This is a genomic window from Muricauda sp. MAR_2010_75 (genome assembly GCF_000745185.1).
Taxonomy (GTDB): domain Bacteria; phylum Bacteroidota; class Bacteroidia; order Flavobacteriales; family Flavobacteriaceae; genus Flagellimonas.
The window spans coordinates 1,013,938-1,031,649 of sequence record NZ_JQNJ01000001.1; the positions used below are offsets into that span (position 1 = coordinate 1,013,938).

The 17,712-nt window shown below is 42.9% G+C and carries 15 protein-coding genes; 5 read left to right on the forward strand and 10 right to left on the reverse strand.

Going from position 1 to position 17,712, the window contains the following annotated elements; translation table 11 throughout:
- Positions 1 to 61 precede the first annotated feature (61 nt).
- A complete protein-coding gene (locus tag FG28_RS04460; RefSeq protein WP_036380315.1) occupies positions 62 to 1,798 on the forward strand; it encodes an ABC transporter ATP-binding protein in 1,737 nt (578 codons plus the stop codon).
- Here FG28_RS04460 and FG28_RS04465 read toward each other — a convergent pair.
- From FG28_RS04465 to FG28_RS04485, 5 genes are all read right to left on the reverse strand, one after another.
- Entirely contained in the window at positions 1,795 to 2,127 is a 333-nt protein-coding gene (locus FG28_RS04465; protein ID WP_036380316.1) for a 2Fe-2S iron-sulfur cluster-binding protein, read from the reverse strand. The genes FG28_RS04460 and FG28_RS04465 overlap by 4 nt on opposite strands.
- A 29-nt stretch (positions 2,128 to 2,156) precedes the next feature.
- Positions 2,157 to 2,513: a four helix bundle protein gene (locus FG28_RS04470; protein WP_036380317.1), complete on the reverse strand. Its 357-nt coding sequence runs from the start codon at positions 2,511 to 2,513 to the stop codon at positions 2,157 to 2,159.
- A 34-nt stretch (positions 2,514 to 2,547) separates the two neighbouring features.
- Positions 2,548 to 3,606, reverse strand: coding sequence for an NAD(P)/FAD-dependent oxidoreductase (locus FG28_RS04475; protein WP_036380318.1), 1,059 nt, complete (start codon positions 3,604 to 3,606; stop codon positions 2,548 to 2,550).
- A 64-nt stretch (positions 3,607 to 3,670) separates the two neighbouring features.
- Positions 3,671 to 3,910, reverse strand: coding sequence for a NifU family protein (locus FG28_RS04480; protein WP_036380319.1), 240 nt, complete (start codon positions 3,908 to 3,910; stop codon positions 3,671 to 3,673).
- A gap of 2 nt (positions 3,911 to 3,912) precedes the next feature.
- Positions 3,913 to 5,052, reverse strand: a complete 1,140-nt coding sequence (locus FG28_RS04485) for an Mrp/NBP35 family ATP-binding protein (protein WP_036380320.1) — start codon at positions 5,050 to 5,052, stop codon at positions 3,913 to 3,915.
- A gap of 279 nt (positions 5,053 to 5,331) precedes the next feature.
- Here FG28_RS04485 and FG28_RS04490 point away from each other — a divergent pair, with 279 nt between their 5' ends.
- Positions 5,332 to 6,990 carry an amidase gene (locus FG28_RS04490; RefSeq protein ID WP_036380321.1) on the forward strand — a complete coding sequence of 553 codons (1,659 nt, stop codon included), beginning with the start codon at positions 5,332 to 5,334 and terminating at the stop codon, positions 6,988 to 6,990.
- On the opposite strand, the gene FG28_RS04495 is transcribed toward FG28_RS04490, so the two are convergent.
- Genes FG28_RS04495 through trmB form a run of 3 tightly spaced genes read right to left on the reverse strand, consistent with a single transcriptional unit; the run spans position 6,987 to position 8,613 of the window.
- Positions 6,987 to 7,310 (reverse strand): MGMT family protein, encoded by a 324-nt coding sequence (locus FG28_RS04495; RefSeq protein ID WP_036380322.1) that lies wholly within the window; start codon positions 7,308 to 7,310, stop codon positions 6,987 to 6,989. The two genes, FG28_RS04490 and FG28_RS04495, sit on opposite strands and share 4 nt — an antisense overlap.
- 1 nt (position 7,311) lies before the next feature.
- Positions 7,312 to 7,941 carry a LysE family transporter gene (locus FG28_RS04500; RefSeq protein ID WP_036380323.1) on the reverse strand — a complete coding sequence of 210 codons (630 nt, stop codon included), beginning with the start codon at positions 7,939 to 7,941 and terminating at the stop codon, positions 7,312 to 7,314.
- A 3-nt stretch (positions 7,942 to 7,944) separates the two neighbouring features.
- Positions 7,945 to 8,613, reverse strand: coding sequence for a tRNA (guanosine(46)-N7)-methyltransferase TrmB (gene trmB, locus FG28_RS04505; RefSeq protein WP_036386146.1), 669 nt, complete (start codon positions 8,611 to 8,613; stop codon positions 7,945 to 7,947).
- Between the two features lie 84 nt (positions 8,614 to 8,697).
- Between trmB and FG28_RS04510 the strand changes: the two genes are divergently transcribed.
- A complete protein-coding gene (locus FG28_RS04510; protein ID WP_036380324.1) occupies positions 8,698 to 9,810 on the forward strand; it encodes a glycosyltransferase in 1,113 nt (370 codons plus the stop codon).
- On the opposite strand, the gene FG28_RS04515 is transcribed toward FG28_RS04510, so the two are convergent.
- Both FG28_RS04515 and FG28_RS04520 read right to left on the reverse strand, forming a co-directional pair.
- On the reverse strand, positions 9,714 to 10,790 hold the full coding sequence (locus FG28_RS04515; RefSeq protein WP_036380325.1) for a cell wall metabolism sensor histidine kinase WalK: 1,077 nt from the start codon (positions 10,788 to 10,790) through the stop codon (positions 9,714 to 9,716). The two genes, FG28_RS04510 and FG28_RS04515, sit on opposite strands and share 97 nt — an antisense overlap.
- On the reverse strand, positions 10,790 to 11,476 hold the full coding sequence (locus FG28_RS04520) for a response regulator transcription factor (RefSeq protein WP_036380326.1): 687 nt from the start codon (positions 11,474 to 11,476) through the stop codon (positions 10,790 to 10,792). The genes FG28_RS04515 and FG28_RS04520 overlap by 1 nt, the downstream gene beginning before the upstream one ends.
- Positions 11,477 to 11,654: 178 nt before the next feature.
- Here FG28_RS04520 and FG28_RS04525 point away from each other — a divergent pair, with 178 nt between their 5' ends.
- Positions 11,655 to 14,567, forward strand: coding sequence for a TonB-dependent receptor (locus tag FG28_RS04525; protein ID WP_036380327.1), 2,913 nt, complete (start codon positions 11,655 to 11,657; stop codon positions 14,565 to 14,567).
- A 50-nt stretch (positions 14,568 to 14,617) separates the two neighbouring features.
- The gene (locus tag FG28_RS20760) at positions 14,618 to 17,575 is read left to right on the forward strand and encodes a hypothetical protein (protein WP_197062550.1); all 2,958 of its coding nucleotides are present in this window, start codon (positions 14,618 to 14,620) and stop codon (positions 17,573 to 17,575) included.
- Positions 17,576 to 17,712 lie beyond the last annotated feature (137 nt).

A 17,712-nucleotide genomic window follows, 5' to 3' on the forward strand; every position in this document is an offset into this window, starting at 1 on the left:
ACCGACCCCTTCGGCATCTTTTTAATTAGCCGTAACTTGCAACCTCTTTCTCAAAATTGTTATGCCCGAAAAAAAAGTAAGCATCTTAACCGCTTTTAAAACCATAATTTGGCCAAAACGCAAGCTCGTTTTTATTGGTCTTTTTTTGATTGCTATCAGCAAAGCGGCCAGTTTTGTTGCACCTATTGCTTCCAAATACCTTATTGATGACGTTATTGTAAAGAAAGATGTCAACATGCTTAAATATTTGGTTGCAGGGGTCATGTTGGCCATTTTTGTGCAGGCGGTCACCTCCTTTTTATTGACCAAGATTTTAAGTGTACAGGCCCAGTATTTAATTTCTGAGCTTAGGGCACAAGTGCAGAAAAAAGTGCTGGCCCTTCCCGTTCGATTTTTTGACAATGCAAAGTCAGGCGCTTTGGTATCCCGAATTATGTCCGATGTTGAGGGCGTCCGAAACTTAATTGGCACAGGTTTGGTTCAATTGGTTGGCGGTATCATTACGGCCGTAGTTTCCTTGACCTTACTCATGGAAATCAGTGTTTTTATGACCCTTTTTACCTTTATTCCCTTAACGATATTTGCCATAATCGCACTCAAAGCCTTTAAAATAATTCGACCCATTTTCAGAAATAGAGGGAAAATTAATGCCGAAGTAAAAGGTAGGTTGACCGAAACTTTGGGCGGCATACGTGTCATCAAAGGTTTTAATGCGGAAAAACAGGAAGAGGAAGTTTTTGAGGTTGGTGTGGAACGCTTGTATGAAAATGTAAAAAAGAGTTTGACCACCACCGCATTTATGACAAGTTCTTCCACCTTTTTACTAGGGGTTGCAACCACCAGTGTCATGGGGTTTGGAGGTTATAAGATAATTCAGGACACCTTAACTATTGGAGAGTTTGTGGAGTTTACGGTATTGTTGGGACTCATGATTGCCCCTATTGTGCAAATGAGCAGTGTAGGGAGTCAATTGACCGAAGCTTTGGCAGGTTTGGACCGCACCGAAGAATTAATGAATTTGGACGAGGAGTCAGATGAGGAAAACCGTACCATTTTATTGGAGAGGGTAGTTGGGCGTATGTCCTTTACCGATGTTTCCTTTTCCTATGAAGAGGATAAGGAAGTATTGCACAACATCAGTTTTGATGTGGACCCTGGGCAGGTCATCGCCCTGGTAGGAAGTTCTGGATCGGGAAAATCCACCATTGCGGGTTTGGCTGCCAGTTTTTTAAACCCCGATTCAGGAACCATCACCATCGATGGACACGATTTATCCAAAGTGAACCTGAACAGTTTTAGACAACATTTGGGTGTGGTGCTGCAAGATGATTTTTTGTTTGAGGGTACGATTCGCGAAAATATACTTTTCCCTAGACCCAATGCCAGCGAAGAAAAATTACTGGAGGCGGTGAAAGCGGCCTATGTTGATGAATTCACGGACCGATTTGACAAAGGTCTGGACACCCTTATCGGAGAGCGGGGCGTAAAACTTTCGGGAGGTCAACGTCAACGGATTGCCATTGCCAGAGCTATCTTGGCCAACCCTAAAATCCTGATTTTGGACGAGGCCACTTCAAGTTTGGACACCGAATCCGAAGCGCTTATTCAAAAAAGTTTAGGCGAATTGACCAAGGGAAGAACAACTTTTGTAATAGCACACCGATTGAGCACCATTCGCAAAGCTGACCAAATATTGGTGATTGAAAACGGCCATATCCTGGAACAGGGAACACACGAAACACTGATAGCTTCCGAAGGAAGGTATTTCAATTTATTTACCTACCAAGCAAGAATTTAAGCTTCTTCCGGTGCCAGTTCCACTTCCAGCCCATCCAAATCTTCGGTAATATGGAGTTGGCAGCCCAATCGGCTATTGTCCTTCACAAAAAAAGCTTCGGCCAACATGGCTTCTTCATCATCCGATTTTTCCGGAAGTTGATGATCGGATTGTATGTAGCACTGGCATGAGGCGCACATGGCCATGCCTCCACAGATTCCAATGGTCCCCTCAGGAGCCAATTCGTAGGAGCGTACCACCTCCATCAGGTTCATGTTCATATCGGTTGGGGCATCCACTTCGTGGGAAACACCTTCTCGGTCAGTAATCTTTAGTTTGATATCACTCATTCTATTTCGTAGGGTATAGGAATTAGGGGTTAGGAATTAGTCTTCATAGATTTTATCAATCCATACAGTAATTTCGAGACTTCATTGGTAACCTGAATTATTTCGTCTGCTCTTCCTTTTGCCAACAAATTTAATTTAACAGAAAGATAAATCATAGATCTTACTTCACTATTGGAACCAAAAGCGTAGAATAAAAACTTGGAAAAGTCAGCATTGGAACTTCTTTCAAAGCCTTCGGCGATATTATTGGATACTGAAACAGAAGCTCTTCTTATTTGATCCCTGAAACCAAAATCTTTACATCCATGGAAATCATTATAAATAATAATAGCAAGTTCTTGAGCTTTTTGCCAGACAATCAAATCTTCGAACCTCTGAACCGCCATACCCAACTCCTGTGTACTAATTACTAACCACTTATTAATCTATTGCTTTGACTACGGCCTTGGGAGCCTCTTTCTTACTGCCATCAAATCCTGTGACACCACCTACCGTGGTATATTTCATCACATATTTTTTATCAGGATGGATACGCTGATAGGCACTTTGGCACATCAAAGTGGCTTCATGGAAGCCGCAGAGAATCAACTTTAACTTTCCTGGATAGGTATTGACGTCACCAATGGCATAAATTCCGGGAATATTGGTCTGATAGTCCAAGGAATTGTCCACTTTAATGGCATTTTTTTCAATTTCCAAACCCCAATCGGCAATGGGACCCAATTTTGGGGAAAGTCCAAAAAGTGGAATAAAATTATCCACCATTACATCGGTTTCTTTCGAAGTGTCTGTATGCTGCACTGTGACTTTTTCCAACTTTCCTTCCCCTTGAAGCCCAACCACCTCGGCGGGGGTGATCAAATTGATTTTACCCTCATTTTTGAGCTGCTGCACTTTCTCAACCGAATCCAAAGCTCCCCGAAACTCATTGCGTCGGTGCACCAAGGTGACCTCATCGGCCACATCGGCCAAGAAAATGGACCAGTCCAAAGCGGAATCTCCACCTCCTGCGATCAATACTTTTTTGCCGCGATAGATTTCCGGCTCTTTGATCATATAGGCAACCCCATTATCCTCATAATCTGAAAGGTTGTCCAACAACGGTTTCCTAGGTTCAAAACTTCCCAATCCTCCCGCAATGGCAATTACAGGTGCTTGATGTTTTGTGCCTTTATTGGTGGTGACCACAAAGGACCCATCCTCCAATTTTTCGATGGTCTCGGCTCGTTCGCCCAAGGTAAATCCGGGTTGAAACGGCTTGATCTGTTCCATAAGTTTGTCCACCAATTCACCAGCCAAAACTTCTGGATATCCGGGAATATCGTAAATGGGTTTTTTGGGATATATTTCGGCACATTGTCCTCCGGGCTGGGGCAAAGCGTCTATTAAATGGCATTTAAGTTGCAACAGGCCTGCTTCAAAAACAGCAAAGAGACCCGTAGGTCCCGCTCCAATAATGAGTATGTCGGTCTTGATCATGTAACAAAGGTTTTGGGTGTGCAACTTACTGCATGCTCACGGAAAGATTTCTGATTTTCATCAGTTAGCTCACATTAATGACTTCCTCGATCTGCGGGGCGTATTTTTTAATGGTCATTTCCACACCGCTCTTTAGGGTCATTTGGTTGACACTGCATCCAATACAGTTGCCTTCCAATTTGACTTTTACCGAATTATCGTTGTCTATTGAAATCAATGTGATGTCTCCTCCATCGCTTTGAAGAAAAGGTCGTATTTCCTCCAAAGCCTTCTCAACATTTGTTTTTATTTCCTCTGATGTCATGCTCATTTCTTTTTAACGGCGGCACAACCAGCCATTGTTGTAATCTTTATTGCTTCAGTGGGGGGCAAATCGGTGTTTCGTTTTACCAACTCACTGACCACATTTTTTGTCAATTCCTCAAATGCCTCCTCTGTTGGGGTGGCGGTCTGCAATGCAGCAGGTCTACCTACATCGCCTGCTTCCCGTATACTCTGCACCAATGGAATTTCTCCTAAAAAGGGCACATCCAAGTCTTCAGCCAAGTTTTTGGCACCATTTTCCCCAAAGATATGGTATTTGTTGTTAGGCAGCTCTTTTGGTGTAAAATAGGCCATGTTTTCCACAATGCCGAGCACTGGTACATTTATGGCTTCTTGCTGGAACATGGCAACCCCTTTTCGGGCATCGGCCAATGCTATTTCCTGGGGGGTACTCACTACCACCGCTCCCGTTACAGGTAGGGATTGCATGATACTTAAATGAATATCCCCAGTTCCCGGAGGCAAATCCAACAATAAAAAGTCCAATTCACCCCAATGGGCATCAAAAATCATTTGATTGAGTGCCTTAGCAGCCATGGGGCCACGCCAAATTACGGCTTGGTTGGGCTGGGTGAAAAATCCAATGGACAACAGTTTCACCCCATAGTTTTCAATGGGCTTCATCTTGGCCTTGCCATCCACGTTGATGGACAATGGTTTTTCCGAAGCAACATCAAACATAATGGGCATGGAAGGTCCGTAGATATCCGTGTCCAAAAGTCCGACTTTAAATCCCATTTTGGCCAAGGTGACCGCCAAATTTGCGGTAACCGTAGATTTACCCACGCCTCCTTTGCCGGAGGCTACGGCGATGATATTTTGAATTCCGGGAATTGGGTTTCCTTTAATCTGGTTGACCTTGGGTTTTTCTGGAGCATCAACCTTTAGGTTGACCTTGATCTTTGCTTTTTCATAGACTTCCCTGTGGATACACTTTAAGATTTCCACCTCTGTCTTCTTTTTGGCTTGAAGACTTGGGTTTTTTATGGTAACATCCACTTCCACTTGATCTCCAAATACCTGTATGTTGGTAATGGCTCCGCTTTCCACAATGTTCTGTCCATCTCCCGGCGCAGAAATTTTTTCCAATGCCTTAAGAATATCTGCCTTTTTCAGCTTCATGTAATCCTAATTTTATATGCAGTCGTTTGTATTGATTCTAAATTACAAAGATACGGTGTTGCGCTTAGATTAAGAAGTTGGTTGATTGAATTTCAATATAGTAGAACAACTTACATCTATATTATGAAAATTCATTCGATTTTTAACTGCTTTTGAGTGCTTTCCCTTGTCCCAATCTGAAAATAATGATGCTATATTAACATAAAAAAGAGCCGTCACCCCACTTTTTTTTGAAAAAAATGTAGCTTAGGTGTTTCAACCCACCAATGACTGACCAAAATGCAGTTCAAACCCAAAACCTCTCAATTTGTTTGCTTTTTTAGCTTGATAATCCTGTTTTCTTGTGCTTCTAAACAGGAATTCACCAAAAGGGATGTCAAAAAATCGGAGCGCCTGATTGGTGTCCATTTTGCAAAACAGGGCAGGGATACCCTGTATCCGTATTTACAAAGAAACCGCGAAGGGTTCGACTCCCTCCGAAAATACCCGTTGGCCAACGATATTTTTCCAGCGGTTCGCTTTGACCCGGTACCCTTTGGGTTTGAGATGCCCGAACAGTTGGAAAATCAAACTTGGGAGATTCCAGAAAATGTGGAAGTCCCAGAACCTTATGATGCACTGGCATTCTATACCATCCCGCAGTTGGCCTCATTGATCAAAAATCAAAAAATCACCGCTACCGAGTTAACCCAATTCTTTTTGGATCGATTAAAAAAATATCAGCCCATGTTGCAGTGCAGCATCAGCATTACGGATAGTTTGGCGTTGGCCCAGGCCAAACATGCCGATGATGAGATACAAAACGGCCACTACCGCGGTATTTTACATGGCATCCCCTATGGCACAAAGGATTTGATGTCCGTTCCCGGATATACCACCACTTGGGGTGCGGGACCGTATAAAAATCAAGTTTTGAATGAAACCGCAACGGTGGTGCAAAAATTGGAAGAAGCAGGGGCTGTTTTGGTGGCTAAATTGGTTTCAGGGGCATTGGCGCGGGGCGATGTATGGTTTGGGGGAAAGACCAAAAATCCTTGGGATACTACGCAGGGAGCCAGTGGATCATCAGCAGGGTCGGGTTCGGCCACTTCAGCTGGATTGGTGCCTTTTGCATTGGGAACCGAGACATTGGGCTCCATCACTTCTCCCAGCACCCGAAATGGAATAACAGGACTACGTCCTACTTATGGACGGGTAAGTCGACATGGTGTTATGAGTTTGAGCTGGTCCATGGACAAGGTAGGACCCATGGGAAGAAATGCCGAGGATTGTGCCATTGTCTTCAGTGTCATCCAAGGAAAAGACAAAAATGACCTGACCACCGTGGACTTACCCTTTGGTGTGGATTGGGAAAAGGATATTGCCAATCTTAAGGTTGCCTACCTCAAAAAAGATATAGAAAAGGACACTACGGAAAGTGGCGATAATCTTCGCGCTGCTCTAAAAACATTGGAAGAAATGGGCGTACATCCTACCGCTGTGGAAATGCCGGAGGAGATTCCGTACAGAGGGTTTGATATTATTTTAAGGGCTGAAGCAGGAGCCTTTTTTGATGAATTGGTACGATCTGGAGAAGTGGACTTAATGGTTGAACAGGATTTTAGTTCCCGAGCCAATTCCCTAAGGCAAAGCCGATTCATCCCAGCGGTGGAATACCTCCAGGCCAATCGCCAGCGGCAGGTGTTAATCCAAAAGATGCAGGATTTGATGAAGGACTACGATGTGCTCATTTCCCCTACGTTTGGCAACGACCAATTGCTGGCCACTAATTTAACGGGGCATCCGGTCATTGCCATCCCTACCGGATTGGACAAAGAAAATCACCCCACCAGCATGACTTTTGTAGGCAAATTGTATGATGAAGCCAGTATTTTGTTATTGGCCAAAGCCTTTCAGGAGAAAACCGTATTTGATGAAATGCACCCTCCAGGATTTTAAAGCTCTTTTGCAGGGTCCCAAAAATGCTTTTGAAAATCTACGATTTGGTTGTCTTTGACTTTTATACCCTCATTTTCGAGTAGCTGTTGCATAAGGTTAGTCCCACTAAAATGATGCTTTCCGGTAAGAATCCCAACTCGGTTTACCACGCGATGAGCCGGCACATCCTTGGCCAAGGAATTATTCATGGCCCAGCCGACCATTCGAGCACTTCGGGCAGCACCCAAATGTTTGGCAATGGCTCCGTAGGAGGTAACCCTGCCATACGGGATCAGTTTTGCTACCTCATAAACTTTATCAAAGAAATTTTGCTCTTCCATGTTATCGGTAAAAGATTCGGATAAGGGTAATTACCAAGAGTACAAGCATCAATGCACTCAAAATGTAGTTGGAATTCTTTGAAAATCGATTGGTTTTCGTCTCCAATTTATCGAAATAAAATGTATACAGATACAGAACGGAAAAAGTTCCTGCTCCTGCGGCCACTACAAAAGTGGTAATGTCCTTGGCTTCAAATTTTATCCAACCGGCCTCGTTCCACATGGCATTTAGTCCACTGTAGTAGGGAATGGTCAATAAATTTAACGCCGCCAACAGTACCCCTTTATAAAAACTGTTCTTTTTGCTGACTTTTACCTCTTTTAGTTTTTGGGCTTTTTTCCGCTTGGCGGTAATAAAAAAATAAATGGCGAAAAAGGCGAAAACCGCTATTGCAATTTTTAACAAAAGGTCAATTACCTCGGGGTTTTTATACAGAAATTTTGAAATAAAAACGGCAATATACGCCTGTACCATAATCATGGAGGACACTCCCAAACTGAAGATGATACCGTTCATCTTTCCTTTTTCCACACTTGTTTTGGCCGCATTCATGTTAAGCAGACCTGGCGGCACGGTAGCCATAAAGGCCGCCGAAAATGTGGCGAAGAAGAGTATGAGAATGTGGGTCATTGGCTAGTTGATCCTAAACTGGATGAAGGTGATTGGTTTTCCAGCCTCAAGATACTGATTTTCATAGAAAGTCTGGATCTCCAAAACTTCGGAAGGGCTTCCTTCATTCTTGTATACATCGTGATTGGCATACAAAATTTCATGCCCAAGCCCCTGTAAAAGCCCCAGTGTATAGCCATGCATGAACTCGCTATCAGTCTTTAAGTTCACAATCCCCTTAGGCTTGAGTATTTTTTTGTATCGCTCCAAAAATATGGGGTTTGTCATCCTATGTTTGGTGCGTTTGTACTTGATCTGCGGGTCTGGAAAGGTGATCCAGATTTCATCGACCTCATTTTCTCCAAATAAATGATCTATCAATTCTATTTGGGTCCGAAGGAATGCCACATTTTCCAGCTTTTGCTCCAATGCCGATTTGGCTCCTCGCCAAAAACGTGCGCCTTTAATATCGACCCCGATATAATTTTTGTCAGGATTTCTTTGGGCCAAGCCAATCGTATATTCGCCCTTGCCGCACCCCAATTCCAAGACAATGGGGTTGTTGTTCTTAAAAAAAGACGCCCAGTTATTCTTTAACTTGAATCCTTCCAAAACTTCCTTCCGCGTGGGCTGTACCACATTGGCAAAGGTTTCGTTCTCTTTAAACCGTTTCAGCTTGTTCTTGCTTCCCACTGTCTGCGTTTTTGAGCAAAAATTTAATGTTTTGGCAAAACTAAGGAAATCTACAAGCAAATTTGATTTTGTTTTTTTGTCGTTATGCAAAATTCGAAACGCATTCTGGTAGCGCCACTTAACTGGGGGCTGGGACACGCCACACGCTGTATTCCCATTATCAATGCCCTTTTGGAACACGGCCACCAACCTTTTATTGCTTCGGATGGGGTTGCTTTGACTCTTTTGCAAAAAGAATTTCCGGAGTTACCCTCTTTTGAGTTGCCTTCATACAAGATTACCTATGCCGAGAAGGGGAAAAACTTTAAGATCAAAATGATATGGGATTCACCCAAGGTGCTCAAAGCAATGGCCAAAGAGAAAAAAGCGGTTAAAAAATTGGTCAAAGAGCATCAATTGGACGGAATCATTTCGGACAATAGGCTGGGGGTGTATTCCAAGAAAGTACCTTGTGTTTTTATCACCCACCAGCTCAATGTGCTTTCGGGGAACACTACGTGGATGAGTTCACAAGCGCACCAAAAGATCATCAAAAAATTCAATGCCTGTTGGGTTCCCGATGTTGAAGGCAAACCCAATTTAACGGGAAAATTAGGGCACTTGAAGAAATCCAAACTCAACATCAAATATTTGGGGCCTTTGAGTCGGTTTGAAAAAATGGATGTTCCTGTAATCTATGATCTTATGGTCTTGCTTTCTGGGCCCGAACCACAGCGCACTTTTTTGGAAGAAAAACTTTTGAAAGAACTTCGGGAATTTGAGGGCAATATTCTTTTTGTGGGGGGTAAAATCGAGGCTTCACAGACAAAAAAGGACATAAAAACGGAAAAGGGATCCCTATTTCACATCAATTTTATGCAATCCGGTGAATTGCAAACTGCATTGAACCAAAGTACCAAAGTATTGTGTCGTTCCGGCTATACCACGGTGATGGATTTGGCAAAGTTGGAAAAAAAGGCCTTTTTTATTCCGACTCCCGGACAGTATGAACAGGAATATTTGGCCAAACGGATGGAAAAACAAAATTTGGTCCCTTACTGTGGACAGGATGATTTCACTTTAGGCGAGCTATCCCGTATGGATAATTTTGAAGGTTTGGCTCAGTTTGATTCGGAAATTGACTTCGCCGATTTATTTACCGCCTTTTCCAAAGTAAATGAAAACTCGGAGCCTACATCTTCCTCACTTTCCACATAGATTTTTTCGCCATGCACTTCAATAATATGTTTAACGATGGCCAGTCCCAGACCTGAACCGCCTTCATTGCGACTCCCACTTTGATCCACGCGATAAAAACGCTCAAAGAGTCGAGGAATGTGCTGTTTTGGGATGCCCTCCCCATTATCCGTCACCCGAACAATCACCTTATTTTTAATCAGATTTTCCACGCTTACTTCTGTGGTTCCGTTGGCGTGTCCATACTTAATGGAGTTTACAAGTAGGTTACTGATTACTTGCTGTATTTTTTCACGATCTGCATTCACGTAAATGGGTTGCGTGTATTCCATATCAAAAGTAAGGGTGATATCTTTTTCGGCTGCCTTCATCTCCAAGAGGTCGAACACGTTTTTTATCAGCTCAATGATATCAAAATCCTCACGCTCCAGTTTTAGGCCACCCACTTCCAATTTGGTAATCAAATCCAAGTCTTTTACGATGTAGATCAACCGTTCTACCCCTTTACTGGCCCGCTCCAAATACTTTTTCCTAAGTTTTTTGTCTTTCATGGCGCCATCCAACAATGTTAAAATATAGCCTTGAACCGTGAAAAGTGGGGTTTTGAGTTCGTGGGACACATTGCCTAGAAAGTCTTTTCGGTATTCCTCCCGAATTTTTAGGGTATCGATTTCGATTTTCTTGCCCTCGGCAAATTTTTCAATCTCTTCGGTAAGGGTCTTCATATCCGTTGTTACCGGTTTGGAAGAAAAGGTTGAAGACTCCAATAGGGAGACATCGTCATATATTTTTTTGATACGTCGGTAAATGAAGCGCTCCACCCGAATCTGGAGAATGATAAAGCAAATGGCAAAACATGTCAGCGCAAAAAGGATGGTATAAGGCCAATCCATTTGATCCTTGTTCAAAAGAAATGCAGCAAACAATCCGGTTAAAAATACCGTGAGAAGAAGGGATGACCTTAAGGCAAATTTGTAGGATTTCCTTAGTTTAATGGCCATTACAGAACAAACTTATAGCCTACGCCCTTAACGGTTTTAAAGTGATGGTCTCCTATTTTTTCACGTAGTTTTCTGATATGAACATCGATAGTACGGCCACCGACCACTACTTCATTCCCCCAAACCTTGTCCAGAATCACCTCTCTTTTGAACACTTTGCTGGGTTTTGAGGTAAGTAAGGATAGAAGTTCAAATTCTTTTCTAGGGAGCACAATTTCTTCTCCATCATTGATGATTTTGTATTCTTCCCTATTGATGACTATGTTACCCACTTTAACGATATCTTCAACTTCCTTCTTTTCCTCCTTCAATCGTCTCAACAAAGCTTTCACTTTACTGACCAAAACTTTTGGTTTAATGGGCTTGGTGATATAGTCATCGGCGCCGGCATCAAACCCGGCCACTTGCGAATAATCCTCTCCACGTGCGGTTAAAAAGGTAATGATTGTGTTTTCAAGTCCAGGCGTATTTCTAATCTGTTCACAGGCTTCAATACCATCCATCTCGGGCATCATAACATCAAGGATGATCAAATGTGGACTTTTTTTCTTGGCTTTGGCTACACCTTCTGCACCATTTTTGGCGGTAAAGACCTCATACCCTTCTGCAGATAGATTATAGCTTACAATCTCCAGAATATCAGGTTCATCATCAACAAGTAAAATCTTAATATCCTTGGTTTTCATGGGATGGTATTTCTAAGTTAAACGCCCAAATGTAAAGATAATACTATAACGGGATAAATGCTTAACATTCATTTAATCTCATAACATTATTGTAACGGTTCCCAAATAAACACTTAACACACAGCTAACATCGCTTTTACAGGCCGTGGCGTTCTTTGCGCCAAATACTTACCTGATAATGAAATATTTTTTACTGATTATGACCCTTGCAACAACAATGCAAGCGGTAGCACAGGATACCACGGGAAGCATCGTAGGTAAACTGACTGACAGAGAGCTAAATGACGAGCCTTTAGCTTTTGCAAATGTCCTTATAAAAGGAACAACAACCGGAACAACTTCGGACTTTGACGGGTTATATGAAATCTCTGGTTTGGAACCAGGTACCTACACCGTTGTATTTAGCTATTTGGGCTATGAAACTGTTGAAATACCCAATGTGGCTGTAGAAGCCGGAAAGGTAACCAGTGTAAACGTGCCCATGAGCGCTTCATCTGGTTTTGCGCTAGAAGAAGTTGTTGTAGTAACAGTAGCACGAAAGGATTCTGAAACTGCCTTATTACTGGATCAAAAGAGAGCTATTGAAATCAAAGAAAGTATTGGGGCCATTGAGCTTGGCAACCTTGGTATTTCTGATGTAAAATCTGCGGCTACAAAAATCTCTGGTGTCACCGAAAGTGAAGCTTCTGGAGATGTTTTTGTTCGAGGACTGGGGGACAGGTACCTGACCACAACTTTCAATGGTTTGCCAATTCCTTCTGATGATATTGAAAAAAAGAACATTGATTTAGGGCTTTTTCCCACCCGCGTCATCCAGAATGTGAGTATCAGTAAAACATACTCCGCTGCCACATCAGCAGATCAAGCTTCAGGCAATATAAACATTGCCTCACGCGAACTCACGGGAACCGGAGAGTTGGAGGTTGGTGTAGCTGTTGGAGCTAATACCAATGCTGTAGGAGATGGCTCTGATGGAGATGGCTTTAAAGTATCTGCTAACTATGAAGACACCTCTTTGGGGTTTTATGATACCGACATTGATATATTGGATCAAGTTACTGATCAATCTTGGGATGCTGGAACTATAGACTCCCCAATGGATTTAAGATTCAATATTAGCGGTGGTAAATCATTTTTTAATAACAAATTCAAGATTTTTGCCACCGCATCCAACTCCAAATCACATAGATACTATTCTCCTGGTGTTTTCAAAGTCTATGACCAAGTTAATGTTACCGATTCCGTCACCGATTTTAATCAATGGGAAACAGAATATGTCAATAACGCAATGTTGGATTTGACCTACCAAGACAATAAGAACATCGTAAAGTCAGTAACTCTTTTTGTCAACACCCTCAAAGATATTGTTGCGGAAGCTGGTAGAAACGGGTTGGGTAATCTACAAGAGGAGACCTTAGGTAATTTTTCAGATTTCGTAAGAGATCAGAATACCAAACAGACCCGCCTGTTTGTTACTCAACTAATTGGTAATCACAAGCTTGGTGAAAACAATGTTTTGGACTGGGCAGTAAGCTACAACAAATTGGCGGCGGACGAGCCTAACCGAATAAGAAACGTTGTAAACTTTACCCCAGAAACGGGAGAAGTAATCCTATATGAAAATAGTGGCTTTGAATCAAGAAAACTTTCTCAGCTAATCGATGACGAGGAATACAATGGTCTTATAAAAGATAGATTTAAAATTATAGACGATGATAATAGAAACTTCTACATTGACCTTGGTGTAAATTATAGAAGGAAAACCCGTGACTTTGAATCTACATTTTATGGGGTTTCAAACGTAGATGATAATAGACCCAGTTCCGACTCATTGGACGAATTGGATCAAATTTTTACTTCCTCTAATTTTCAAAACAATATTTTGGAAATATTATCCTTTCAATCCAATGAGGATGGGGAGGTCAAGGATGAGTACACAGGTGAATACACTTCAGCTGCTGGCTTTGCTCTTTTCAACGCTGGCTTTGGAAAATGGAATTTCAATGCTGGACTACGATTTCAAAAAGATGAAATAGTAGTGGATTATGATGTGAATAATGCTCCTGGCGGTGACGTGGGAAATGTTTCAAGGGAGTATTCCAATGTATACCCTAGCTTAAACATTAAATATTCCATTAATGATGAGCATGCCGTACGATTTGCTGCCAGCCGAAGTATTACACTCCCAGAGTTTAAGGAAATTGCTCCCTTTCGTTATATCTCTCCAACAGGACAGCAAGTTTTTGGTACTGTCGGTGAAAATGCCTTGGAAGCTTCCTTCTCAAACAATTTTGACTTAAAATGGGAATTCTTTCCAACAAGGGGCCAGTTAATTTCAACATCCCTCTTCTATAAATCTATAGAAGATCCTATCAATAAGGTTCGTAACCGTGGGTCAGATGGTGCGCTTTTTACCTTCAGGAACACTGGAGATGAAGCGACTATATATGGTATCGAGTTTGAATCCAAAATAGATTTGATTCAACCCAAAACAAATGACGAGGACGGAAATCCAGTTGGACCTACCCTAAGTTTGGTTTTGAATGCCAGCAGAATGTGGCATGAACAGGAACTATTTGAAACGTTGGCGGATGATGGTGTGACCATCGCTGAAACGTTTAGATATGGCACCAATAGAAAAGCGCCATTACAAGGCGCTTCCGACTGGATTACCAATTCAAGCTTGAATTTTGAAACTTCAGGACCCAATAAATTCATTGCCAACCTTTCTGCCAGTTACGCTTCTGATAAAATTTTTGCTCTTGGTTTTGCCCGCAGCCAGCAAGATTGGGATGTTAGATATAACGATGCCATTTTGGAGAAAGGTTTTGTTGTCCTGAATTCACGGGTTAGCAAGGAAGTAGGGGAGCATTTTGAAATTTCCCTTACAGGCCAGAACCTGTTTAATCCAAACATAAAACAAACCATTGATGTTCTTACTCTGGATAGCAGAAATGAGCTAGAGGCCTTCTCAGATGACCGTGAGGAACGCCTAGGCCCTGATGCACCCAAAAGACAGATCGAGACCGAAGTGGTTCGAAACTATAAAATAGGTAGACTATTCCGTTTGGGACTTACCTACCGCTTTTAATTACTTATGTCAAACACTAATAATCAAAAATTAATTTTAAATCCTTAATTATGAAAACGAAAATCTTTAAATTTTCACTATTATCGATGATGGCTTCCGCCCTTGTGCTGGTTGGCTGTAGCAGCGATGATGGCGGACCAGATGTTCCAGATGACACTCCAGTAGCTACCTGTGATGATAACATTCAAAACGGTGATGAAACTGGCGTGGATTGTGGTGGTTCATCTTGTAACGCATGTCCTACTCCTGCCATTGAGTTGACTGGATCACAAACTGAAGACTTGACTTTGGATCCAGCAGAAACCTATATCCTTAAAAACACCTTTAGCGTTGAGGCGGGTGCTAAATTGACCATTCCTGCTGGTACTACTATTACTGCTGAAGTGGAAACTGGTGACGAGACCAACACCTATATCGTAATCCAGCAAGGTGCTGAAATCGATATTCAAGGTGAAGAAGGTAATCCAGTAGTTCTTACCTCTGCCAATGAAGAGCCCGGTGACTGGGGTGGATTGGTGATAGCTGGTGAAGCAACAACCACAGAAGGTGTGGATGCTACGGCTGAGGTAGGTGGTATCATCTACGGTGGAACCGACGATGCCGATGATTCTGGTAGTATCGATTATTTGATCATCAACTATGCCGGTGCCCAGATAGATTCTGAATCACAATACAACGGTCTTACCCTATACGCTGTTGGTTCTGAGACCAGCATCAGCAATGTGGCCATCTTGAACGGTACCGATGATGGTGTCGAGTTCTTTGGAGGTACAGTCTCTGCTTCTAACTTCTACTTGGAGAACAACGAGGACGATGCTATCGACTGGACTGAAGGATGGAACGGTACATTGACCAATGCCTATGTATTGCACACTGCAGACTTCTCAACTGTGGTTGAAGGCGATGGTGCCAATAATAACCCTTCCATTGTAAACCTTACCGCTGCTTCAACTGTGGGTGGAACCGCACTTCAGTTCAAGAACCAATCCGGTGCAACTATCACTGGGCTTTCCTTGAGCGGATACGACACTTCTGTTGATTTCCCAAATGCCGGAGATCCTGCAAATGCCCAAGTAAACGGTGCAGATGCAAATCCATCACTTTCTTATGTAGGTCCTGCAACGGTTGATGTATCCATGTTCGATTGGGTAGGTTCTGCTTTATCAGTTGAAAGCAACATCCTTACCGGTAGCATAGCTTCAGACTTGGAATTGGATCCAGCCATTGACTATTTCTTACAAGGATCGTTTAGTGTAGAATCTGGTGCAACATTGACCATTCCCGCCGGTACTAGAATTGTTGCCGATGTTGAGGAAGGTGATGAGACCAATACCTATATTGTGGTGCAAAAAGGTGGTATGATCGATATCCAAGGTACTGCCGGTAATCCTGTGGTAATGACCTCCGTCAACGAAGAGCCCGGTGATTGGGGTGGATTGGTGATTGCTGGTAACGCAACAACAACAGAGGGTGTTGATGCTACCGCTGAAGTGGGTGGTATCATCTATGGTGGAACCGATGACATGGACAATTCCGGTAGTATCGAGTACTTGATTCTTAACTATGCCGGTGCCCAGATAGATTCTGAATCACAATACAACGGTCTTACCCTATACGCTGTTGGTTCTGAGACCAGCATCAGCAATGTGGCCATCTTGAACGGTACCGACGACGGTGTCGAGTTCTTTGGTGGTACAGTCTCTGCTTCCAATTTCTACTTGGAGAACAACGAGGACGATGCTATCGACTGGACTGAGGGATGGAACGGTACATTGACCAACGCCTATGTGGTCCATACCGCTGCCTTCTCAACAGTTGTTGAAGGTGATGGGGCGAACAACAACCCTACCATAGCGAACCTTACCGCAATTTCTACCGTGGGCGGAACTGCACTTCAGTTCAAGAACCAATCCGGTGCAACTATTACTGGCCTTTCCTTGAGCGGATACGACACTTCTGTGGATTTCCCAAATGCCGGAGATCCTGCTAACGCTCAGGTAAACGGTGCAGATGCAGATCCTCTATTAACCTATGAAGGCCCTGCAACAGTTGATGTAAATGATTTCACTTGGGCAACTGGAAATGCTGAGGCTCAATCTGCTACACTTACTGGTTCTGTAATGTCTGATTTAGCTTTGAATCCAAGCATTACCTATTTCTTACAACAGTCTCTTAGTGTTGAAGATGGGGTTACTTTGACCATTCCTGCTGGCACCAAAATAGTTGCCGATGTTGAGGAAGGTGATGAGACAAGCACTTATATCGTGGTACAAAAAGGTGGTATGATCGATATCCAAGGTACTGCCGGTAACCCTGTTGTAATGACCTCTTCCAATGAAACTCCAGGTGATTGGGGTGGATTGGTAATCGCTGGTAACGCAACAACAACAGAGGGTGTGGATGCTACCGCTGAAGTGGGTGGTATCATCTACGGTGGAACCGACGATGCCGATGATTCTGGTAGTATCGATTATTTGATCATCAACTATGCTGGTGCCCAGATTGACTCTGAGTCCCAGTATAATGGTCTTACATTGTACGCTGTTGGTTCTGAGACCAGCATCAGCAATGTGGCCATCTTGAACGGTACCGATGACGGTGTCGAGTTCTTTGGTGGTACAGTATCTGCTTCCAATTTCTACTTGGAGAACAACGAGGACGATGCCATCGACTGGACAGAGGGATGGAACGGTACATTGACCAATGCCTATGTTGTGCACACCGCAGCATTCTCTACCGTAGTGGAGGGAGATGGACAGAACAACAACCCTACTATAGAGAACCTTACCGCTGCTTCAACTGTGGGTGGAACCGCACTTCAGTTCAAGAACCAATCCGGTGCAACTATCACTGGGCTTTCCTTGAGTGGATACGACACTTCTGTTGATTTCCCAAATGCCGGAGATCCTGCTAACGCTCAGGTAAACGGTGCTGATGCGGATCCTCTTTTAACCTATGAGGGTGCTGCTACGGTTGATATTACTCTATTTGATTGGGCAACCAATTAAGAAATAGTTAACCAACATAAATTAAAAGCCTCCAAATTATTGGGGGCTTTTTTTGTTATTCGTCAAATTAAAAGGCCTTTTCGTCAAACGGCACGCCATCACTTTCATATTTTTATATCTTTGTGGCATAGCGTTTA